Consider the following 21,604-nt stretch of genomic DNA (forward strand, 5'->3'; position numbering starts at 1 on the left):
CCACGTCCCATGTCAGTGATCCGTCGTGTCCGGCTCGGCCGTGGCCGTGGCCGTGGCCGTGTCCGCGGCCGGGTGCGGCCGGTAGCACGCGGCCAGCAGGGCGGCGGCGCCGGCCGTGCCGAGGGCCGCGGCGAGCAGTGCGGGGCCGGGGCCCGCGTGCCGGCGTCGAAGCAGGGCGTCGAGCGAGTACCTGCCGTGGCCCAGGGCGGCCAGTGCGACGGCCGCGCCGCCGACCACGCCGGCGTACTCCCAGCCGCCCTTGAAGACGAAGAAGCCCTTGCCGCGGTGGTCGGTGCGGGCCGCCACGGTCATGAGGCCGACGGCCGCCGCCGCGGGCAGTGGGCCCGCGGCGCCCGCGGTGATGCCGACGCCCGCCGCGATCTCGGTCGCGGCGGCCAGCCGGGCGTGCACCCGCGCGGGCCGCAGCCCGAGCGCCTCGAACCAGCCGGTGGTGCCGGCCAGTCCGCCCGGACCGGCGACCTTGTTCCAGCCGTGCGCGACGAGCATCGGACCGAGGGTCGCGCGCAGCACGAGCGCGGCGGCGTCGTGGCCCCGCGCGGTCACTGGCCGGCCCCGGTGGCCCGGCCCGCGGGCAGAGCGCCGTACAACTGCGGTACGGCGTCGATGAGTTCCTCGGTCGTCAGGGCGCCGCCCGACCGGCTGGGGTGCACGCCGGCGACCGTCCAGCCGCGCAGCCGGTTCAGCCGGTTGCCCTCGATGCGCAGGATCTGGCCGGTGAGCCAGGCGGCCTCGTCGGAGGCCAGGTAGACGACGACGCCGGAGGCGTTCGCGGGGTCCCCCGGGTCGAAGCCGCCCTCGTCCGGCGCCGGTTGCCCCACCGCGAGGTCGGCCGTCATCCGGGTCGTCGCGATCGGCGAGATGGCGTTCGCGGTGACGCCGTACTTGCGCATCTCCAGCGCGGTGATCACGGTCAGGCCGGCTATCCCCGCCTTGGCGGCACCGTAGTTGGACTGGCCCTGGTTGCCGAACAGCCCGGTCCCGGACGTCGTGTTGATCACCCGGCCGGTGACCCGCTCGCCCCGCTTGGCGGCCGTGCGCCAGTAGGCGCAGGCGTGCCGGGTGAGCGCGAAGGTGCCCTTGAGGTGCACCGCGATGACGGCGTCGAACTCCGCCTCGCTCATCGAGAACAGCATGCGGTCGCGGACGATGCCCGCGTTGTTCACGATGACGTCGAGCCGCCCGAACTCCGCGACCGTGTCGGCGACCATGGCCTCGGTGGCGTCCCAGTCGGTGACCGAGGCGTGGTTGGCCGTAGCCCGGCCGCCGAGCTTGGTGATCTCGGCGACGACGTCGTCGGCGGGGGAGTCCCCCGTCCGCTCGCCGTGCACACCGGAGCCGAGATCGTTCACCACCACGGTCGCGCCGGCCTCGGCGAGCGCCAGACAGTGCGCCCGGCCCAGCCCTCTGCCACCGCCGGTCACGATGGCGACCTTGTCGTCGAGGATGCCCACGACCTACCTCCTGAGCTGATGTACGGGGTCAGTTGAGTTCGCGCAGTACGTCGTCGGTGTGCTCGCCGAGCGTCGGTGCCCCGGCGCGCGGCTTGTCGTCGACGCCCCAGAAGCTGACCGGGGTGGCCACCGTCCGCAGGGGCGGCGCGTCGCCCATGCCGGGCTGCTCGACGAACGCACCCACCGCTTCGGCCTGGGGGTCGGCCGCGACCTCGGCGAGGGTCTGCACGGGCGCCCACCACACGCCCTCGGCGTCGAAGCGCTCGGCCCACTCCGGCAGCGGCCGCTTCGCGAACTCCTCGTCGAAGGCGGCGATGAGTTCGCGCACGTGAGCGCGGCGGGCCTTGCCGGTGGCGAAGCGTTCGTCCACGCCGAGGTCATCGCGGCCGAGCGCCTTGACGACGCCGGGCCAGTGCCGGTTGCCCTCCAGGCCGACCAGCCAGAACCACCGGTCGTCGGCGGCCCGGTAGCAGTTGTAGAGCGGGGACTCGTGCTCGGTGCGCGGGCGGGTACGGCCGCGCCGGCCGAAGAAGTTCTGCAGCGCGAGGTCGTTGCCGTTGGCGTAGGTCCCCGAGCGCAGCAGGGACACGTCGACGACCCCGCCCTCGCCCGTGCGGGCCCGGCGCAACAGCGCGGCCAGCACACCCGCCACCAGGTTGGCGGCGGCCGTACGGTCGCCGAGTCCCGGCCGGATGCCGGGTGGGGGCTGTCCGGCCGGGTTGAGCATGCCGGCGATTCCGGGCCGGGCCCAGAAGGCGGACACGTCGTAACCCGCCCGGTCGCGTTCGGCGCCGCTCCAGCCGTAGCCGGTGAGGGTGCCGACGACCAGCCGCGGATGGCGTTCGCGCAGCGCGTCCGGGCCGAGGCCGAGCCGCTCCAGCGCGCCGGGGCGCAGGTTGGTGACGAACACGTCGGCTCGCGCCAGGAGTTGCTCCAGCACGTCCTTCCCGTCCTGCGACCGCAGGTCGAGGACGATGCCGCGCTTGCCGCGGTTGTCGGTCTCGAACGGGGGCGCGCTGTCGATGTCCTGGCCGACGTGGCGCAGCGTGTAGCGGTTGGGGTCGCCGGTGGGCGCCTCCACCTTGATCACGTCGGCGCCCCAGTCGGCCAGCATGGTGGCCGCTGCCGGGGCCGCGACCCACATGCCCAGCTCGACGACGGTAATGCCCTCCAGTGGCCGCACGGCCCACCTCCACGCCTGGTTCGGGTTCGGATCTGTCGTGTCCGCCGGGCCGGGGCCCGCAGCGGGCCCCGGCCCGGCGGACCGCTACACGCCGCGGAACTCCCCGGGCCGCCGTTCCCGGAAGGCCTTGAGGCCCTCGGCCCGGTCCTCGGTGCAGAACAGCACCGAGACGGTCTCGCGCTCGTAGGCGACGGCCGCGTCGAGGTCCATGCCGAGCCCGTGGTCGACCAGCCGCTTGCCGGCCGCGAGCGCCAGCGGGGCGCCGGCCGCGAGCCGACCGGCGAGCGCCTCGGCGGCCGCGAGCGCGCCGCCGGGCTCGGCCACCTCGTTGACCAGGCCCAGCTGCCAGGCGCGGTCCGCGTCCAGCGGCTCACCGGTGAGGATCATCTGCTTGGCGACGGCGGGCGGCAGCAGTCGCGCCAGCCGCTGGGTGCCGCCCGCGCCGGGCAGCACCCCGAGTTTCATCTCGGGCACGCCCAGCCGGGCGCCGCGCTCCGCCACCCGCAGGTCGCAGGCGAGCGCGAGTTCCAGGCCGCCGCCGAGGGCGAAGCCGTGGACGGCCGCGACCGAGGGCTTGGGGAAGTCCTCCAGGAGCGCGTACGCCGTGGTCAGCCCGCCCACGAACGCCCGGAACTGGCCGGGTGAGGTGAACGACTCGATCTCACCGAGGTCGGCGCCGGCCGAGAAGGCGCGGCCCGCCCCGGTCAGCACGAGGGCCCGGACGCCGTCGTCGTGGCGCACGTCCTCCAGGACCCGCGTCAGCCGCTCGACGGTGTCCGTCCCGACGGCGTTCAGCCGCTCGGGCCGGTCGAGGGTCAACACGGCGACGCGGTCGCGGAGTTCCACCCGCAGCACACTGCTCATCCGGCTCACCTCAGACCATCGTGAGGCCGCCGCTGACCGACAGCGTCTGCCCGGTCACGTACGCGGCGTTGTCGGAGGCGAGGAAGGCGACCACGTCGGCGATCTCGGTGGGCCGGGCGACCCGGCGCAGCGGGATCGCCCGCACCGTGGCGTCGTACATCTTCTGGCTGTAGTCGGCGACCTGGCCGAGCAGCGCGGTGTCGGTGGGCCCGGGACAGACCGTGTTGACGGTGATGCCGTGCCGGGCGACCTCGCGGGCCAGCGCCTTGCCGAAGGCGATGACACCGCCCTTCGTCGCGGAGTACACCACCTCGCCGGACGAGCCGACGCGGCCGGCGTCCGAGGCGATGTGGACGACCCGGCCGCCGCCGCGCTCGATCATCGAGTCGAGGACGGCGCGGGTCACGGTGATGGTGCCGCGCAGGTTGACCGCGATGATCCGGTCCCAGGTCTGCTCGTCGCTGTCCACGAAGCGGCCGATGACGTCCACGGCCGCGTTGTTGACCAGGATGTCCACCGGCCCGAGCTCGGCCTCCACCCGCGCCACCGCGGCGCGTACGGCCGCGCCGTCGGAGATGTCCGCGCCGACTCCCGTGGCCCGCACCCCGTACCGCTCCGTGAGGCGGGCCGCGACCTTGCCGGCGGCCTCCGCGTCCACGTCGCAGACGGCGACCGAGGCCCCGCCGGCGGCCAGCGCCCCGGCGATCGCCTCGCCGATGCCCCGGCCCGCGCCGGTGACGAGTGCCACCTTCTCCGTTGCGCTCACGCGCCCTCCCGCTCTCGTGACCGGACCGTCGACCATCCGACGTTTCAGCTCTATCATATAACTACTTCAGCTAAATAATCGAGATCGCTGACCGGCGGGCGGCGAACGCCGACCGACGGTCGCCGAGGGACTGGGGACGAGCATGCGCCGTACGATCTTCACCGAGGAGCACGACCTCTTCCGGGACACCGCCCGCACCTACTACCTGCGCGAATGCGCCCCGCACGCCGAGCAGTGGGAGCGCGAGGGCCAGGTGAGCCGGGCCGCGTGGGAGGCCGCGGGCAAGGCCGGACTCATCGGCTGGCAGTTCCCCGAGGAGTACGGCGGCCAGGGCATCCAGGACTTCCGCTACAACGCCATCATGGCGGAGGAGATGCACGCCACCGGCACGGTCGGCATCGGCCTCGGGCTGCAGAACGACGTCATCCCGCCCTACCTCATGAAGCTGACCACCCCCGAGCAGAAGGCCCGCTGGCTGCCCGGGGTGGTCAGCGGCGAGACGATCTGCGCCCTCGCGCTGTCGGAACCGGCCGCCGGCTCCGACCTCAAGGGCATCCGCACCACCGCCCGCCGGGACGGCGACGAGTGGGTCGTCGACGGTTCGAAGACCTTCATCACCAACGGCATCCTCGCCGACCTCGTCATCGTCGCCTGCAAGACCGACCCCGAGGCCGGCCACAAGGGCATCAGCCTGATCGTCGTCGAACGCGGCACCGAGGGCTTCGAGCGGGGGCGCAAGCTCGACAAGGTCGGGATGAAGGCGCAGGACACCGCCGAACTCTTCTTCCACGAGGTCCGGGTCCCGGCCGAGAACCTCCTCGGGCAGGAGGGGCGCGGTTTCTACCACATGATGGGCAACCTGCCGACCGAGCGGCTCGCCATCGCCGTCGCCTCGCTCGCCTCCGCCGAGCGCGCCTTCCAGCTCGCGCTGGACTACGCGAAGTCCCGCACCGCCTTCGGCCGGCCGATCGGCGAGTTCCAGGCCAACCGGTTCGCGCTCGCCGACGCCCGGGCCAAGCTCAACGCCGCCCGGGTCTACCTCGACGGCTGCATCGTGGCGCTGTGCGAGGGGGAGCTGACCGCGGAGGAGGCCGCCGCCGCGAAGTACTGGACCTCGGAGACCGGCTGGGAGGTCATCGACCGCTGTATGCAGCTCTTCGGCGGCTACGGCTACGTCAACGAGTACGAGATCGCCCGCATCTGGCGCGACAGCCGGGTGCAGCGGGTCTTCGGCGGCACCTCGGAGATCATGCAGGAGATCGTCGGACGCTCGCTCGGACTGTGAGAAGGGCGCTGCGGAGGGACTCCGGCGGCTCCCCGCTCATTGACTGGACTGGATAAATAGGTTAGCTATTTAAGCGAGATAGGTGGGACGGGCTCGAGGAGGCATCCGTGGTCACGGTCGACGTGAAGCTGCACCAGGACAGGGCCGAGCACGACCTGCCGCGACCGCGGCTCGTCATCGGGGGCAAGGACGTCACCGACGCCAGCGGCGGAGTGCACGAGCACCGCAACCCGGCGACCGGCCTGGTCCAGGCGCACATCCCGCTCGCGGGCGCCCTGGAGGTGGACCGGGCGGTGGCCGCGGCCCGGCAGGCGTTCGAGGTGTGGGGCACCATGCGCCCCGCTGAGCGCCGCCGCCTGCTCACCCGCTTCGCCCAGCTGCTGCGCGAGCACATCCACGACTTCGCCGCGATCTGCCCGCTGGAGAACGGCGTGTGCGTCGGCGGCTGGGCGGACAACGTCGGACCGCACGTCGCCGAGTGGACCGAGTACTACGCCGGCTGGGCGGACAAGATCGAGGGCATGGTCGGCGCGGCCTACAGCCCGCACGAGAACGTCGAGTACACCATCGCCGAGCCGTACGGCGTCATCGGCCACATCATCACCTGGAACTCGCCCGCGCTGTCCCTGGCGATGAAGGTCCCGCCGTCGCTCGCGGCCGGCAACACCGTGGTCATCAAGCCGGCCGAGTCCACCCCGTTCTCCGCCCTGCTCTTCGCCGACCTGGCCCTGGAGGCGGGCATCCCCGAGGGCGTCGTCAACGTCGTCACCGGGCTCGGCGACGCCGGTGCGGCCCTGGTGAAGCACCCCGGCGTCGACAAGATCTCCTTCACCGGCGGCCCCGCGACCGCGCGCCGCATCATGGCGGACGCGGCGCTCAGCCTCAAGCCCGTGGTGTTCGAGCTGGGCGGCAAGTCCGCCAACCTGCTCTTCGCCGACACCGACCTCGACACCGTCGTCCCGTACTGCGCGGCCTTCGCCATGAGCAACACCGGCCAGGGCTGCGCACTGCCGACCCGGCTGCTGGTCGAGCGGTCGATCTACGAGGAGGTCGTCGCCCGCGTCACCGGCGTCGTCGCCCATCTCCCCGTCGGCGACCCGCTCGACCCGGCGACGTACATCGGGCCGCTCGTCGACGCGGCCGCGCGCGACCGGGTGCGGGGCGTGGTGGACAAGGCGATCCACGACGGATCGGGACGGCTCGTGTACGGCGGTGAACGCATCGACGCCGACGGCTACTTCGTGACCCCGACCGTCTTCGCCGACGTCGACAACCGCAGCGACCTCGCCCAGCGGGAGATCTTCGGCCCGGTCCTGGCCCTCACCCCCTTCGACACGGAGGAGGAGGCGGTCGCCCTGGCAAACGACACCGAGTACGGCCTGTCCGCCTACATCCAGTCCCGTGACATCACCCGCGTCAACCGCCTCGTGCCGCGGCTGAGGGCGGGCACCGTCTACGTCAACCCGGGCCCCAACCCGATCACCTCGCCGGCCACACCCTTCGGCGGTGTCGGCATCAGCGGCTTCGGCCGGGAGGGCGGCCGGGCGGGTCTGGAGGAGTTCATCAACGTCAAGGGCGTCGGCATCGGCCGGGTCTGAACGCGCCCCAACCCGCGCGGCAGCCCGCACCGCTTGCACGGCCTCGCAGTCCTCGCGGCCTTCCCAGTCCTCACAGCCTTCGCGGCCCTCGTAGTCGTCACAGCCTTCGCGGCCTTCGCGGCCTTCCGAGCCTTTTTGGAGCAGACAGCATGCTGAGTTCTCCCGGGGGACCGGACCCCCGCGCCCGCCGGCTGACGTTCGGCGACCTCATCCGTGAGCACCGGCGTTCCTTCCCCGACGGTGTCGCCCTGGTCGACGGCGAGGTCAGGACGACCTGGCCGCAGCTGGACGAGCGCACCAACCGGCTGGCCAACGCCCTGGCGGACGCGGGCGTCGGCGCCGGCGACCGCATCCTGTGGCTGGGGCAGAACTCCTTCCGCATCTGGGAGCTGCTCGGCGCCGCCGCCAAGGTCGGGGCCATGGTCTGCCCGGGCTACTGGCGCTGGGCCGCCCCCGAAATGGCGTTCGCCGTAGAGGACTTCGACCCCCGGGTGGTGATCTGGCAGGACGAGGAGATCGGCGACACGGTCCGCAAGGCACGCGCCGAACTCGGCGACGACCACCGGGCGTTGTGGCTGCGGCACGACACCGGGAGCGAGGAGTCCGAGGGGCCGGACACCTACGAGTCCTTCCTCGCCTCCGGTTCGCCCGAGGACCCGGCCGCCGACGTCGACCCCGACTCCGCGCTGCTGGTCATCTACACCGCGGCGATCTCCGGCCGGCAGTCCGGCTCGATGCTCTCGCACCGCAACCTGCTCGCCATGGGGGCGGGCGCCGCCTGGATGGGCGACATCGGCCGGGAGACCGCCTTCCTCGGCGCCGGACCGATGTTCCACATCGGCAACTACCAGTTCTGGGGCGTCCCGGCCTTCGTGCACGGCGGGAAGAACGTCGTCGTCCGCCGGGTCGTCGCCGAGGAACTGCTGCCGCTGCTCGCGGCGGAACAGTGCACCCACGCCTACCTGATGCCTCCGACCATCGCGCAACTGGTCGCCCTCAACCGTGAGGCGGGCCACGACCTGTCGCATCTGCGGGCGAGCGTGGCCGCGCCCCTGTGGCAGGGCACCGTGCCCACCGACCGGAGCCGCTTCACCCTCAACGGCGGCGGCGAGGGCCGCGGTTACGGACAGACCGAGGTCACCGGGTTCGCCGTGACGGGTGCCTACGGCGGCACCGGCACCGGCAACGCGGGCCGGCCGGGCCCCTTCGCCGCCGTCCGCGTCCTGGACGACGCCGGCGACGAGTGCGCGACCGGGGTGGCCGGTGAGATCTGCGTCCGCGGCGACCTGGTGCACCTCGGCTACTGGAACCGTCCGGAGATCAACGCGGAGCGCTTCCGCTTCGGCTGGTGGCACACCACCGACCTCGGCCGCCGCGAGAGCGACGGCACGATCAGCTTCCTCGGCACGACCACCCGCATGCTCAAGTCGGCGGCCGAGAACATCTTCCCCGCCGAGGTGGAGAACTGCATCGAGTCCCATCCGGACGTCAGGGAGGCCGCGGTGATCGGCGTGCCCAACGAACGCTGGGCGCAGGACGTCAAGGCCGTCGTGGTGCTCGGCCCGGGAGCGGGCCCGCTCACCGCCGAGGACGTCATCGAGCACTGCCGGGCGCGGATCGCCTCGTACAAGAAGCCGAAGACGGTGGAGTTCGTCGAGGCGCTGCCGCGCACCAAGGACTTCGCCAAGGACTACGAGGCGCTCGACGAGCGGTTCGGCGGCGGCGGGTATCCGGGCGGCGCCACCCTCGGCGCCGGACGCTGAGGGGGCGGGAGATGGAAGACCCCCGTCAGCCGGTCGTCGTCGGGGTGCACGCCACCGAACAGGCGCTGAGCCTTCCCGACCGCGACGCCATGGACCTCGCGCTCGAAGCGGTGCGGGGCGCGATCGAGGACGCCGGGCTCGCCCCCTCGGACGTCGACGGCGCCCAGGTCGACTGGCCCGGGCCGGGCGGTGTGCCCGGCGAGGGCAGTTCGTGGGCCCGGATGCTCGGCCGCGACCTGCGCTGGACCAGCGACTCGATGCTCGACAACGCGGGCTCCCGGGGTCTGCTGAAGGCGGCGGCGGCCGTCCGGGCCGGATTCGCCGACACCGTCGTGGTCGGCGGCTGCAAACTGGTCTCGCGCGGGACGGGTCCGGTCGGGGCCGGGGTGCCGCTGGAGTTCGCCGACGTGTGGGGCAGCTATGTCGTTGCCCAGTTCGCGCTGGTCGCCGCCCGGCACATGCACGAGTACGGGACCACCTCCCGCCAGCTCGCCGAGGTCGCCGCCACGATCCGCAACAACGGCACCACCAACCCCGAGGCCATGATGTACGGCCGGGGGCCCTACACCGCCGACGACGTGCTCGCCTCCCGCATGGTGGCCACACCCTTCCACCTGCTGGACTGCTGCATCGTCGGCGAGGGCGGGGCGGCGCTCGTGGTGACCACCGCCGAACGGGCCCGCGACCTGCCCGGCACACCCGTCGCCGTGCTCGGCGGCGCGATGGAGTACCACCAGGCCGCCTACGCCAACCCGGCACTGCACCGGGAGGTCGGCGGCCTGGGCCGGGCAGCGGCCCACCGCGCCTACGCGATGGCCGGGATCGACCCGCAGGACGTGGACGTCTTCTCCCTCTACGACCCCAACTCCTTCGAGATCATACGCCAGTTGGAGATCCTCGGACTGTGCGGCGAGGGCGAGGGCGGGCCACTGGCCGCCGACGGCGCCATCGCCGTGGACGGCAAGCATCCGGTCAACCCGGACGGCGGCTGTCTGGCCTACGCGTGGAACGGGACCCAGCAGATGACCCTCAAAGTCGTGGAAGCGGTACGGCAGTTGCGCGGCAGCGCCGTGCACCAGGTGGCGGGCGCCGAGCTCGCGGTGGTGGGCAACGCCGGATCCGGCGCTCAGCACTACGAGATGAGCGTGCTGGGGAGGATGCGATGAGCGCCAGGCCCGTCCCGCGGCCCACCGTCCTGTCGGAGCCGTTCTGGGCCGCCGCCCGCCGCGGCGACCTGGTCGTCCCGGAGTGCGTCTCCTGCGACCTGCGGTTCTTCGTCCCCGAGCCCGCCTGCCCCGGCTGCATGGCGCGCGACTGGCGGTACGCGCCGAGCAGCGGACGGGGCACCGTCTACACGGTGACCGTGGTGCACCGGGCACCCGGACCGGGGTTCGAGGCGCCCTTCGCGCTCGCCGTCGTCGACCTGGACGACGGGGGCACCCTGCTGTCCCACGTCGACGCCGGCGACCCGGACGACGTCGTCATCGGCATGCGGGTGCGTGTCGACTTCCGGGCCCTCACCGACCGGATCACGCTGCCGTACTTCGTGCCGGAGAGCTGACCCGCTTGCCCGCCTTGGTACTTCGTCACATTTTAAACGCTGATTGCGTTCAGTGTATTTAGTTAGCGGTTTCCCGCGATAGCATCTGCGCCATCGCGCGGGCCCGTCGAGACGGCCCGCCCCTTCAGACCATCGCTGGGGACCCCAAGTGGCAGTGCATGCGCGTGCGTCGAAGAGACAGGACCAGCGGGACCGGGACTCCGGACGGCAGCTGTCGCTGCGGACGGTCCTGCTCGTCCTCGCCCTGGTGCCCATCGTGACGCTGGTGGCGCTGTGGGCGACCGGCTCGGCGCAGCTCTACACGGACTGGCGGCGGCAACAGGACCGCAACGACGTGTCGACGCAGGCCGCCCGCCCGGTCCTCGGAGCCTTCTTCAGCCTCCAGGAGGAACGCCGGCTCAGCGGTGCGGCCCTGGCCGATCCCGCCGCCTACCAGAAACAGCTGCGCGAGCAGCGCGTCCGGACCGACGCCGTCGTCAAGGCCGTCGAGGAACTGCCCGCCGGCGGGTGGAAGGCACCGGGCGACATCCGCGAGGGGGTGGCCGACCTGGGGCAGGACCTGCGCAGGCTGGCCGACTACCGCGCCGGCGTCGACGAACGCACCGCCTCGCAGCAGCAGACGTTCGACCGCTACACCGCCCTCGTCGACCGGCACCTGGAGGTCTTCAACACGCTGAGCAACGTGGGCCTGGCAGGCATCGACCACCTCGCCCGGCCGGCCATCGACGAGGACTGGGGCCTGGAGATGATCTCGCGCGAGGACGCGCTCTTCACCCGCGCCTCCGTGACCGGCCGCCTCTCGGGCACCGACCGCGGGCGACTGGCCGGCTGGATCGGCTCCCAGCAGTTCGTCTACGACAGCAAGGTCGTCCCGCTGCTCCCCGCCGACCAGGCGAAACTCTTCCGCGAGCTCATGACCGGCGGCGCATGGCAGAAGAAGACGGAGGTCGAGGAGGCCGTCCTCGCCGGCTCCGCGAGCGGTTCCGACACCGACGCCTTCCCCGCCGCCCTCGGCCGCGACTGGCGCGGCAGCGTCCGCCAGGTCACCGCCGGACTCCAGGAGCGCAACACCGCCTACGCCAGGACCCTGACGGCGGCGACCGACGACAAGCTGGACGCGACCCGGACCCGGCTCGTCGTCACCAGCGTGCTGAGCGCCGTCGCCGTGATCCTGGTGGCCGTGGTCACCGTGCTGTTCACCCGCCTGCTGCGCCGCCGGATCTCCGCCCTGCGCGCCGCCGCCCTGGACCTGACGACCCGGCTGCCGGACGTGGTGCGGCGCATGCGCGCGGGGGAGAGCGTCGACCCGGACGCCGAACTCCCCGTCATCCATCACGGCGGCGACGAACTCGGCCAGCTGGGCCAGGCACTCAACCTCGCCCGCCACACCGTCCTGGACACCACGGTGGCCCAGGTGGGCCAGTTCCACGGCTTCGAGAAACTGCTCCAGCGCATCGCCCGGCGCACCCAGCTGCTCATCGGCCTCCAGATGAAGAAGCTCAGCGAACTCGAACGCAGGCACGAGGACCCCGAGGTCCTGGAGGGACTGTTCGACCTCGACCACCTCACCGCCCGTCTGCGCCGCTACGAGGAGAACCTGGTGATCCTCGGCGGCGGCCAGCCGCAGCGACGCTGGCGCAAGCCGGTGCTGCTGCTGGACGTGCTGCGCTCCGCCCAGAGCGAGGTGCAGGACTACCGGCGCGTCCAGATCGAGGTGGAGAGCCGGGTGTGGCTGTCGGAGCGGGCGGTGGGACTGGTGATCCACGTGCTGGCCGAACTCATGGAGAACGCGGTCGGGTTCTCCAGGCCACCCACCCCGGTGGAGGTGTACGCCGCCCGCGTGGGGCGCGGGCTCGCGGTGGAGATCGAGGACCGCGGTGTGGGCATGCCCGCCGAGCAGTACGAGTCGATCAACCGGCTGATGGCCGAACCGCCGCGGATGGACGTCATGTCCCGGGCCGAAGACGTCCGGCTCGGGCTGTACGTGGTCGCGCGGCTGGCCCAGGGCCTGGGTATCCACGTGGAGCTGCGGCCCTCCGCGTTCGGCGGCACCCGGGTGGTCGTCCTGATCCCCGACGAACTGGTCGTCGACATCGCCGAGCAGGCCGCGAACGGGCCGGCCGAGGCCGTCGCCTCCTGGCCGCCGTCGCCGGAACACGCCGTACCGTCCCCACGGCCCGGCCCGGACGCACGGCTCATGACCCTCCCCGTCCACGGCCCCGGACCGGCGGTCGGACACGGCACCGGCCCCGCGCCCGGACACGGAGACGGCACCGCCCCCGCGCCCGGCCCCGCGCCCGGACACGGAAACGGGCGCGCCACCGGTCACGCGGCCGAACACCGCACGTCCGGGGGACCGGCGACGGGGCCCGGGTACGGAGTGCCGGTGGCGGGCCCGTCGACCGGGGCGAATCCGTGGCCCGGCGCCCGGACCGGTCCGCCGCACCCGCACGGGGTGCCGGGGCTGCCCGGGCAGGCGCACGCCGGCGCGCCCGGCGACGCCGGACCCGGGGTGGTGCGGCCGCTGCCCAAACGGGTGCGCCAGGCCAGCCTGGTCGACGAACTGCGGGACCCCGACGCGGGCACCGGGGCGCGCGGTGACGGCGAGCCGGCCGTGCCACGGGCCGCCCCGGTCCGCTCCGGCGCCACGGTCGGCGCCTTCCAGCGCCAGTCCCGGATGGCGCGGCGTACGACACCCACGGCAGACCGCGGTCCCGCGGAGGGCCTGCCGACCCGCAGACGGTTCCCGACGGAAGACTGACCATGACACTGCGAACGACCGCCACTCATCAGGATCTCGACTGGCTGCTGGACGGCCTGGTCGAGCAGGTGCCGGGCACCCGGCACGCCATCGTGCTGTCCGACGACGGTCTGGTGGTGAGCCAGTCCGGCACCATCGCCCGCGGCGACGCCGAGCGGCTGGCCGCCGTGGCCACCGGCCAGCAGAGCCTGGCCCGAGGGGTCGGGACGCTGTTCGGCGGCGGCCCGGTGCACCAGGTGATCGTGGAGCTGGCCGAGCTGTGGCTGTTCATCTCCGCGGCCGGCCGGGGCACGCATCTGGCCGTCGTGGCGTCCCAGGAGGTCGACGCCGAACTGATGGCGGTGGCCATGCACACGCTGATGCAGCAGGTGGGGCAGCGCCTCGGCAGCGAAGCGCGCGTCGTGACACCCGCCGGCGAGGGCGGTGTGCGTGAGTGAGTCACTGGACGGACGGCATGGAACCCGGTGACGCGGAAGCACTGTCCGTACGGCCCTACACGATCACGCAGGGCCGGACCGCGCCGGCCCGCGACGACCTCACCCTGATCACGCTGGTGTCCACCGTCGAGCCCGAGCCCACCCGGGCGGGCTCCCGCGGTCTCCAGCCCGAGCACCGCTCGATCCTGCGGCAGTGCCGGGCGCCCGCGGCGGTGGCCGAGATCGCCGCCGAACTGGACCTGCCGGTGTCGGTGACGAAGATCCTGATCGACGACCTGGTCGCCATGGGCAGGGCGACCACCCGTCCGCCGCTCGCCGTGGCGGCAGGAAGCAACTGGGACATGAACCTACTTCGGGCGGTGCGGGATGGACTTCGCAGACTCTGACCTCATCGAGCGCACCCCCGCCGGCACGGCCCCCGCGGCCGTCAAGATCCTCGTGGCCGGCGGCTTCGGTGTGGGCAAGACGACCCTGGTCGGGGCGGTGAGCGAGGTGCCGCCGCTGCGCACCGAGGAGTACCTGACCGTGGCAAGCGTCGGCATCGACGACGTCGACGGCATCGAGCGGAAGTCCACCACCACGGTGGCCATGGACTTCGGCCGGATCATGGTCGGCCCGCAGCTGGTGGTCTACCTGTTCGGCACGCCGGGCCAGGAACGCTTCTGGTTCATGTGGAACGACCTCGTACAGGGCGCCCTCGGTGCGGTCGTCCTCGCCGACACCCGGCGCCTGGAGACCAGCTTCGCGTCCATCGACTTCTTCGAGAGCCGCCGTATCCCGTTCGTCGTCGGGGTCAACTGCTTCCACGGCCACCGGGACCGCGACGAGCGGGAGGTGCGCGAGGCGCTCGACCTCGACCCCGAAGTGCCGCTGCTGATGGGAGACATGCGGCAGCGGTCGGTCGGCCGCGACCTGCTGCTGACGCTGGCCGAACACCTCATCACGACGAACTCGCTGACCTAGTTGAAAGAGTTATCTAGTTGTAGAGTGGTGTCCACTCGACGGACGGGCCGCGTGCCCCGCCCGCGGGCCGGACGGAGGTGGGCCCCGCGATGACTGCGACGGGTGGACAGGGCGGTGGCCGGATCGGCGGCGTCCAGGTGCGGGTGCCCAAGATGGCGGAGCTGGTCGCGGCACGGCTGCGCCGGATGATCGTGCGCGGCGAACTCGCCGAGGGCGACGCGCTGCCCTCCGAGACGGCCCTCATGGAGGAGTTCGCCGTGTCCCGGCCGACCCTGCGCGAGGCGTTCCGGGTACTGGAGTCGGAGTCGCTGATCAACGTGCGCCGGGGTGCCCGGGGCGGGGCGCGGGTGCAGGTCCCGGAGGGCACGGTGGCCGCCCGCTACGCCGGGGTCGTCCTGGAGTACCGGGGTACGACCCTGAAGGACGTCTACGACGCCCGTACGGTGATCGAGGCGCCCTGCGCCGGACTGCTGGCCGAGCGGCGCACCGAGGAGGACCTGCGGCGGCTGCGGGCCGCCGTCGCCGAGGCGGAGGGGCTGATGGACGACCCGTCGGCGTTCATCCGGGCCCACATGGAGTTCCACGCCCTGGTCGTCGAACTGGCCGCCAACCAGACGCTGAACGTCCTCAACGGCATGGTCCGGCACATCATCGACCAGGCGAACTGGTCCCATGTCGACCTCGACGCCGGCAGCCCCGAGAACCTCCGGGCCAACCGCCGGGGCTTCCGCGCCCATGTGGCCCTCGTCGAGCTGGTCGCCGCCCGCCGGGCCCAGGACGCCGAGGAACTGTGGCGCGTCCACCTCCAGGAGGCCGAGGACTACCTGCTGCAGAACAGGTCCATGACCACCGTCCTGGACCTGCTCGGCTGACCCCCTGCCCCCGTGGGCCGGGGGTCACACCCCGCCGCTCAACTGTCGCGCAGCTCCCGCACGATGGGCTCCCACACCTCGGCGTCGATCTCGTACGCGGTGTAGAAGGACACCCGGTCCACCAGCGCCCCGTAGCGGGCGCGGATCTCGGCGGCCACCCGCTGCGGCTCGGCGACGACCGCGAAGGCGTGCAGGACCTCGTCGTCGACGAGCCGCCCCATCGCCTCCCACTTGTCCTCGCGCGCGGACTTCGACAACGCGTTGAGCTCGTCGCCCAGTTCGCCCCAGCCGTGCAGTTCCAGCACCCCGCGGTAGGCGGGGGTGCTGCCGTAGAAGGCGATCTGGCGGCGGGTGCCCTCGATCGCGCGGGCCAGTTCCTCCTCGGTGCGGCCGGTCGCGGTCAGCAGCAGGTGCGACACGGAGAAGTCGCCGCGCGTGCGGCCCGAGGCCGCGAGGCCCGCCTCCAGGGTCGGCAGGGTCACCTCCCGCAGATACCGCTCGGTGGTGAAGCCGTGCGCGAGCAGCCCGTCCGCCACCTCGCCCGCCACCCTGGTCATCGCCTCCCCGACGGCGGCCACGAACACCTTCGGCGCCCCGCCCGGCGCGGGCGGGGGCGAGAAGAAGGGGGACATCAGGGTGTGCGTGTAGAAGTCGCCCCGGAAGTCGAGCCTCGCGCCCTCGTTCCAGGCGTCCCAGATGGCGTGCAGCGCGCCGACGTACTCCCGCATGCGGGCCGCCGGCCGGCTCCACGGCATCGCGAAGCGGCGCTCGATGTGCGGTTTGATCTGGCTGCCGAGGCCGAGCGAGAACCGTCCGCCGGAGTAGCTCTGCAGGTCGTGCGCGGTGTACGCGAGCTGCATGGGGGAGCGGGCGAAGGCGACCGCGATGGCCGTGCCCACCTCCAGCCGGTCGGTGTGCTCGGCGGCCAGCAGCAGCGGCAGGAAGGGGTCGTGCTTGGACTCCGAGGCCCACAGGCCGTCGTAGCCGGCCTTCTCGTGGTGCCTGGCCTCCTCGACCACCTCGGCGGTGCCCCAGACGTTCAGTTTGCCGTCGACCTTCATGCCACTCCCTCGACCGTGTCCGTGTCCAGTCCGATGTGCCGGGCGAGCCGTTCCCGGTGGTACGCGGGGTCGCCGAACAGCAGCTGTGACGTTCTGGCCCGCTTGAGGTACAGGTGGGCCGGGTGTTCCCAGGTGAAGCCGATGCCGCCGTGCACCTGGATGTTCTCCTCCGTCGCCCGGAGGCAGGCGTCGGAGCAGAACGCCGTGGCGAGGCTCGCCACGGCGGGCAGCTCCGGGTCCTCGTTCCCGGCCGCGAGCAGCGCGTAGTGGGCGGCGGCGCGGGCCGACTCCACTTCGAGCAGGACGTCGGCCAGCAGGTGCTTGATCGCCTGGAAGGAGCCGATGGGCCGGCCGAACTGCCGCCGCACCTTGGCGTACTCGACCGCGCTGTCCAGGGCGCGTGCGGCCACCCCGACCTGCTCGGCGGCCAGCGCCACCGCGGCCCGGTCGAGCACCTGCGCGACCAGGTCCCAGCCGTCGCCCTCGCCGTGCGTGCGCAGCCGCAGTGCCGGTACGGCCGCGTACTCCAGCCGTGCCTGGCGCCGGGTCGGGTCCAGCGTGGGCAGCGGCCGGCGGGTGAGCCCCGGCGCGTCGCCCTCGACCAGGAACACGCCGATGCCCCCGTCGCCGGTGCGGGCCACGGTGAGGACGACGTCGGCGGCGGCTCCGTCGAGGACGAAGGTCTTGTGCCCCTCCAGCAGCCAGTCCCCGTCCGCGGGGCGGGCGGTGAGCGTGACGCCCTGCCGGTCCCAGCGGGCGGAGTCCTCGGTGAGGGCGAGGGTCGCCACCCTTTCACCCGCGGCCAGCGCCGGGAGCAGCCGTTTGCGGGCGTCCTCGTCGGCCGAGCGCAGCAGGGTGGTGGTCGCCAGGACCGCCGAGGCGAGGAAGGGGGCGCACAGCAGCGCCCGGCCCGCCTCCTCCATGACCACGCCCGTCTCGACCGGCCCGCAGCCGGCGCCGCCGTACTCCTCGGGGACGGCCAGGCCCTGGAGGCCGAGCTCGGTTCCCATCCGGCGCCACAGCGTCCGGTCGAAGCCCTCCGGGGTCTCCATCAGCCGCCGCACCTCGGTCTCGGGCGAGGTGTCGGCGAGGAACGCCCGGACCGTGCGCCGCAGTTCCTCCTGCTCGTCGCTGAACGCGAAGTCCATACCTCGGTCCTCCTCTTCCTGCTCGGCTTCTGCTCGGCCTGCCGCTCAGCGACGGCCGCGCGCGGCGATGATCTTCTCCACGGCTGCGATGTGGTCGGGGGCGTGCATGCTGTCCCGCTCCGCGAGCAGGGCCGGTTCCAGCACGGTGGCCAGGGCCTGCTCCAGGTGCAGGTTCACCGCCCGCTTGGTCTCGCGCAGCGCCTGCGCGGGAAGCGCGGCGAGCCGTCCGGCCAGGTCCATGGCCTCGTCCAGGAGCTTGTCCCTGGGGACGGCGCGGTTGGCGACCCCGAGCCGCACCGCGTCCTCGGCGCTCACCCGCTCGCCCAGGAACAGCAGTTCCTTCGCGCGGGTGAGCCCGACGAGCAGCGGCAGCACGAGGGCCCCGCCGTCGCCCGCGACCAGGCCCACCTGGACGTGCGGGTCGGCGAGGTAGGTGTCGTCGGCGATCAGCACCAGGTCGCTGAGCAGGGCCAGGCTGCAACCCAGGCCCACGGCGGGCCCGTTGACCGCGGAGATCACCGGCAGCGGGCAGCGGACCATGCCGGTGATGATGCGGCGGGCCTCGTCGACGTTCTGCTGCCGGAAGGCACTGTCGCGCTGGACCCGGGTCATGATGTCGAAGTTGCCGCCGGCACTGAAGGCCCGGCCGCGCCCGGTGAGCACCACGGCCCGGGCCCCGGGGTCGGCGGCGAGCTCGTCCCAGACCGAGGCGAGCGAGGTGTGCAGCCGCTCGCTCATCGAGTTGAGCTGCTCCGGCCGGTTCAGTTCGACCAGCCTGACCGGTCCGACGGCCGTCACCACGAGATCCGTTTCCACCAGGTCCGCCATCTCCACAGCCCTCGATCATGAATGAGTCAGTAGAGTTGAATGCTATAACTAATTAAGCTTTCTGAGAACCGGGCAGCCGAGTGACGGAGGACGCGCCATGTCGAGTCGTACCTACGAGACCGTGCGTGCGGAGGTGGAGGACCGGATCCTCACCGTCACCCTCGACCGGCCCGAGAAGCTGAACGCCTTCGGCCCGCAGATGATGCAGGACCTGCTCGACGTCCTGGACGCGGCCGACGCCGACGACGAGATCCGGGTGATCGTGGTGACCGGCGCGGGGCGCGGCTTCTGCGCGGGCGCCGACGTCAGCGGCGGCCGGTCCACCTTCGACCACCGCACGGCGGGCGCCTGGCACCGGGACACGGGCGGCCGGGTCGCGCTGCGGATCTTCGCCTGCACCAAGCCGGTGATCGCGGCGGTCAACGGGCCCGCCGCCGGCGTCGGGGCCAGCATGACGTTGCCCATGGACATCCGGCTGGCCTCGACCTCGGCGAAGTTCGGGTTCGTCTTCGCCCGCCGCGGCATCGTGCCGGAGTCGGCGGCGAGCTGGTTCCTGCCGCGCGCGGTGGGCATGCAGCGGGCGATGGAGTGGGTGGCCACCGGCAGGCTCTTCGGCCCCGACGAGGCCCTCGCGGCCGGCCTTGTGCGCTCCGTCCACGCCCCCGGCGAGCTCCTCCCAGCGGCCCACGAACTGGCCCGCGAGATCGCCGCGAACACCTCCGCCGTTTCGGTCGCCCTGTCCCGGCAGATGATGTGGCGGATGCTCGGCGAACCGCACCCCATGGCGGCGCACCGCCTCGACTCGCGGATCATGAGCCAGATCGGCGGCGGCCCCGACCCCACCGAGGGCGTCGAGTCGTTCCTCGCCAAGCGCCCGCCCGCCTTCCCCGGCCTGGTCAGCAAGGACATGCCGGGGGTCTACCCCTGGTGGCGGGAGGAGGAGTTCCGCCCCCTCGGTGAGTAGGGCCGCCCGGGGACGCCGTGGGGTACGGACGGCGGGTGGCGGATCTCATGCTCGCAACCGGCTGATTTCAGGAGATCCGGCCGAAACATTGTCGTAGTTTGCTTGAACTGTTAGCGTCCGGACGGCGGGCATTCAGTTGAATGCGCTGAACCATTTACCGCCTGGACGGCAACCATGAACGATGGTTTCCTGCACGATCCCCTCCGCGGACTCGACTGGGGTGTCGCCACCGCGGACGCTCTCGCGGCACCGCCGCCACCCCCGTCGGAGCGCGGCGGGCACTTCCGGCAGTGGACCGAGGACATGCGGCAGCTGTTCGGCGTCACCGCCGACACGCACCGGATGGTCGCCGGCTGGCCGCAGCTCCAGCCCGAGGGCCCCGGCACCTGGGACCCGGTGGCGCTGGACCGCTGCGACCGCGCGCTCGACGCCCTGCTCGCGGACGGTGTACGACCCGCCGTGACCCTGCTCGACCGCAACCTCCCGCCCTGGCTGGACGCGGCCGGAGGCTGGCTGGACCGCGACACCGCCGAGCACTTCGCCGCGTACGCCGCCGAGCTGGGCCGCCGCTTCGGCGACCGGGTGGAGCGCTGGATCACCTCCACCGACCTGGCCGGCCCCACCCTGGCCGACCACGTGGCCGGGATGTACCCGCCCCGCCGGGGCATCGGCCTGGCCGGGCTGGCCTCGGTCCACCACATCCTGCTGGCCAACGGGCTCGCCGTGCAGGCGCTCGGGGGCGCCGGCGTGCGCGGCCGGATCGGCACCACGGTGACCCTCGTCGGCGGCTACCCGGCCACCGACGACCCCTACGACCGCCTCGCCGTGGAACGCCTGGAGGGCTGGACCAACCAGCTGTTCCTGGACCCGCTGCTGCTGGGCGGGCACATGGTCACCGAGGACGACGTCTCACCCGTCGAGGCGACCGGCTGCGTGCGCCCGGGGGACCTGGAGACCATCGCCACGCGACAGGACCTGCTGGGCCTGTCCTGGCACACGCCGTTCCGCGTCACCGCGCCGGAGAACCTGCCCCGGGTGCTGCCGACCACGCGCTGTCCCGGCGCCCTGAACGAGGTGAACCGGCTGCTCGTCGGCCTCGGCTTCGCGGTCGTCCCCTTCGATGACGTGGAGACGACGGCGTACGGCTGGCCGATCATCCCCGAGGGCCTCGCCGACGCCGTCGCCGGGCTGCACGACCTGTACGGGGAGCTGCTGCCGCCGCTGTCCGTCATCGACAACGGCATGGCCGACCTGGATCTCGTCGACGACAGCGGACACAGCGACGACACCCGGCGGCGGTCCCTGCTGCGCGCCCGGCTGTCCTGGCTGTCCGGACTGGTCGCGGCCGGGGTCGAGGTGTGCGGCTACGAGTACTGGTCGGTGCTGGACAACCTGGAGGCCAAGTTCCGCTACACCCGGCTGTACGCGATGGCGGTCCCCGACCACGAGGCCCCGCCGCGCCCCGCGATCCCCTCGGACTGGGTGCACCGGGGAGTGTTCGCGGACGCGGTGGTCACCGATCCCACGGGCCGGCTGACGCTGGTGCCGGCCGCCGCGGCCCGGTCTCAGGGCGTTCCGGCCCCGTAGTCCCGGCCCCGGATGAGCCGCACCGGCGTGTACACGAGGACCTCCTCGTCCCGCTGGTTGCGGACGCTGATCCGGCTGGTCACCACGCCCCGGCCGGGCTTGCTCGAGGGGCGGTTGCCGGTGGTCTCCACGACCGCGTACACCGTGTCGCCGACGTACACCGGCCCCCGCACGCTCAGCTCCATGTGCAGGAACGCCAGACCGGTGCCGTGCAGCACGTTCGTCTGGAGCACGAGCCCCTCCGCCAGGCAGTACGTCAGTCCGCCCGGCACCAGCCGTCCGGTGTAGCCGCCCTCCGCGGCGTGCGAGGCGTCCCAGAAGAGGGGTTCGGTGAAGCCGCCCCAGGTGACGAAGTTGACCAGGTCGGTCTCGGTGACGGTGCGGCGGGCGGTCCGGAAGACCTGCCCCACCGGCATGTCCTCGTAGGTCAGCCCCCGTACCAGCGGGGGGACGTCGGTGACGGTGTGCTCGGTGGTCATGGCGGTTCCTTT

The 21,604-nt window shown here is 72.8% G+C and carries 21 protein-coding genes; 12 read left to right on the forward strand and 9 right to left on the reverse strand.

The genetic code is table 11. The features are described 5' to 3' along the window. Positions 1-12 precede the first annotated feature (12 nt). The 5 genes from ABZT03_RS13785 to ABZT03_RS13805 all read right to left on the reverse strand — a co-directional run bounded on the left by ABZT03_RS13785 (position 13) and on the right by ABZT03_RS13805 (position 4,285). Positions 13-564, reverse strand: coding sequence for a DoxX family protein (locus ABZT03_RS13785; RefSeq protein ID WP_356038067.1), 552 nt, complete (start codon positions 562-564; stop codon positions 13-15). After that, positions 561-1,472 (reverse strand): SDR family NAD(P)-dependent oxidoreductase, encoded by a 912-nt coding sequence (locus ABZT03_RS13790; protein WP_356038069.1) that lies wholly within the window; start codon positions 1,470-1,472, stop codon positions 561-563. The genes ABZT03_RS13785 and ABZT03_RS13790 overlap by 4 nt, the downstream gene beginning before the upstream one ends. A 28-nt stretch (positions 1,473-1,500) precedes the next feature. Continuing rightward, positions 1,501-2,655, reverse strand: coding sequence for a CoA transferase (locus ABZT03_RS13795; RefSeq protein WP_356038072.1), 1,155 nt, complete (start codon positions 2,653-2,655; stop codon positions 1,501-1,503). An 84-nt stretch (positions 2,656-2,739) separates the two neighbouring features. Beyond that, on the reverse strand, positions 2,740-3,519 hold the full coding sequence (locus ABZT03_RS13800; protein WP_356038074.1) for an enoyl-CoA hydratase/isomerase family protein: 780 nt from the start codon (positions 3,517-3,519) through the stop codon (positions 2,740-2,742). A 10-nt stretch (positions 3,520-3,529) separates the two neighbouring features. Continuing rightward, positions 3,530-4,285 carry a glucose 1-dehydrogenase gene (locus tag ABZT03_RS13805; protein WP_356038077.1) on the reverse strand — a complete coding sequence of 252 codons (756 nt, stop codon included), beginning with the start codon at positions 4,283-4,285 and terminating at the stop codon, positions 3,530-3,532. 142 nt (positions 4,286-4,427) lie between these two features. On the opposite strand from ABZT03_RS13805, the gene ABZT03_RS13810 reads away from it, so the two are divergent. The 10 genes from ABZT03_RS13810 (at position 4,428) to ABZT03_RS13855 (ending at position 15,525) form a co-directional block, all read left to right on the forward strand. Then, positions 4,428-5,570 (forward strand): acyl-CoA dehydrogenase family protein, encoded by a 1,143-nt coding sequence (locus ABZT03_RS13810; protein ID WP_356038080.1) that lies wholly within the window; start codon positions 4,428-4,430, stop codon positions 5,568-5,570. A 107-nt stretch (positions 5,571-5,677) separates the two neighbouring features. After that, positions 5,678-7,168 (forward strand): aldehyde dehydrogenase family protein, encoded by a 1,491-nt coding sequence (locus ABZT03_RS13815; protein WP_356038083.1) that lies wholly within the window; start codon positions 5,678-5,680, stop codon positions 7,166-7,168. 149 nt (positions 7,169-7,317) lie between these two features. After that, entirely contained in the window at positions 7,318-8,931 is a 1,614-nt protein-coding gene (locus ABZT03_RS13820; RefSeq protein ID WP_356038086.1) for an AMP-binding protein, read from the forward strand. 11 nt (positions 8,932-8,942) lie between these two features. Next, complete coding sequence (locus ABZT03_RS13825) at positions 8,943-10,097, forward strand: thiolase family protein (RefSeq protein WP_356038089.1); 1,155 nt, start codon at positions 8,943-8,945, stop codon at positions 10,095-10,097. Next, positions 10,094-10,492, forward strand: a complete 399-nt coding sequence (locus ABZT03_RS13830; protein ID WP_356038092.1) for an OB-fold domain-containing protein — start codon at positions 10,094-10,096, stop codon at positions 10,490-10,492. The genes ABZT03_RS13825 and ABZT03_RS13830 overlap by 4 nt, the downstream gene beginning before the upstream one ends. A 148-nt stretch (positions 10,493-10,640) precedes the next feature. After that, positions 10,641-13,253 (forward strand): nitrate- and nitrite sensing domain-containing protein, encoded by a 2,613-nt coding sequence (locus tag ABZT03_RS13835; RefSeq protein ID WP_356038095.1) that lies wholly within the window; start codon positions 10,641-10,643, stop codon positions 13,251-13,253. A gap of 2 nt (positions 13,254-13,255) precedes the next feature. After that, positions 13,256-13,690, forward strand: a complete 435-nt coding sequence (locus tag ABZT03_RS13840; RefSeq protein ID WP_356038097.1) for a roadblock/LC7 domain-containing protein — start codon at positions 13,256-13,258, stop codon at positions 13,688-13,690. 17 nt (positions 13,691-13,707) lie between these two features. Further along, positions 13,708-14,076 carry a DUF742 domain-containing protein gene (locus ABZT03_RS13845; protein WP_356038288.1) on the forward strand — a complete coding sequence of 123 codons (369 nt, stop codon included), beginning with the start codon at positions 13,708-13,710 and terminating at the stop codon, positions 14,074-14,076. Then, on the forward strand, positions 14,057-14,653 hold the full coding sequence (locus ABZT03_RS13850; RefSeq protein WP_356038100.1) for an ATP/GTP-binding protein: 597 nt from the start codon (positions 14,057-14,059) through the stop codon (positions 14,651-14,653). The genes ABZT03_RS13845 and ABZT03_RS13850 overlap by 20 nt, the downstream gene beginning before the upstream one ends. An 89-nt stretch (positions 14,654-14,742) precedes the next feature. Beyond that, positions 14,743-15,525: an FCD domain-containing protein gene (locus ABZT03_RS13855; RefSeq protein ID WP_356038103.1), complete on the forward strand. Its 783-nt coding sequence runs from the start codon at positions 14,743-14,745 to the stop codon at positions 15,523-15,525. A 38-nt stretch (positions 15,526-15,563) separates the two neighbouring features. Here the strand turns inward: ABZT03_RS13855 and ABZT03_RS13860 are convergent, their stop codons facing one another. From ABZT03_RS13860 to ABZT03_RS13870, 3 genes are read right to left on the reverse strand one after another with little or no spacing between them, the layout of a single operon-like run. After that, positions 15,564-16,586 carry a TIGR03617 family F420-dependent LLM class oxidoreductase gene (locus ABZT03_RS13860; protein WP_356038106.1) on the reverse strand — a complete coding sequence of 341 codons (1,023 nt, stop codon included), beginning with the start codon at positions 16,584-16,586 and terminating at the stop codon, positions 15,564-15,566. After that, complete coding sequence (locus tag ABZT03_RS13865) at positions 16,583-17,734, reverse strand: acyl-CoA dehydrogenase family protein (RefSeq protein WP_356038109.1); 1,152 nt, start codon at positions 17,732-17,734, stop codon at positions 16,583-16,585. The genes ABZT03_RS13860 and ABZT03_RS13865 overlap by 4 nt, the downstream gene beginning before the upstream one ends. Before the next feature lie 45 nt (positions 17,735-17,779). Beyond that, positions 17,780-18,562 (reverse strand): enoyl-CoA hydratase/isomerase family protein, encoded by a 783-nt coding sequence (locus tag ABZT03_RS13870; protein WP_356038290.1) that lies wholly within the window; start codon positions 18,560-18,562, stop codon positions 17,780-17,782. 97 nt (positions 18,563-18,659) lie between these two features. On the opposite strand from ABZT03_RS13870, the gene ABZT03_RS13875 reads away from it, so the two are divergent. Together ABZT03_RS13875 and ABZT03_RS13880 are read left to right on the forward strand one after the other, a co-directional pair. Then, on the forward strand, positions 18,660-19,526 hold the full coding sequence (locus tag ABZT03_RS13875) for a crotonase/enoyl-CoA hydratase family protein (RefSeq protein WP_356038112.1): 867 nt from the start codon (positions 18,660-18,662) through the stop codon (positions 19,524-19,526). Positions 19,527-19,700: 174 nt separating this feature from the next. Continuing rightward, on the forward strand, positions 19,701-21,113 hold the full coding sequence (locus ABZT03_RS13880; protein WP_356038115.1) for a family 1 glycosylhydrolase: 1,413 nt from the start codon (positions 19,701-19,703) through the stop codon (positions 21,111-21,113). Here the strand turns inward: ABZT03_RS13880 and ABZT03_RS13885 are convergent. Next, positions 21,092-21,592 (reverse strand): MaoC/PaaZ C-terminal domain-containing protein, encoded by a 501-nt coding sequence (locus ABZT03_RS13885; RefSeq protein ID WP_356038118.1) that lies wholly within the window; start codon positions 21,590-21,592, stop codon positions 21,092-21,094. The two genes, ABZT03_RS13880 and ABZT03_RS13885, sit on opposite strands and share 22 nt — an antisense overlap. Between the last annotated feature and the right edge of the window lie 12 nt (positions 21,593-21,604).

This window comes from Streptomyces sp. NPDC005574, assembly GCF_040605435.1.
In the GTDB taxonomy this organism is placed as follows: Bacteria; Actinomycetota; Actinomycetes; order Streptomycetales; family Streptomycetaceae; genus Streptomyces.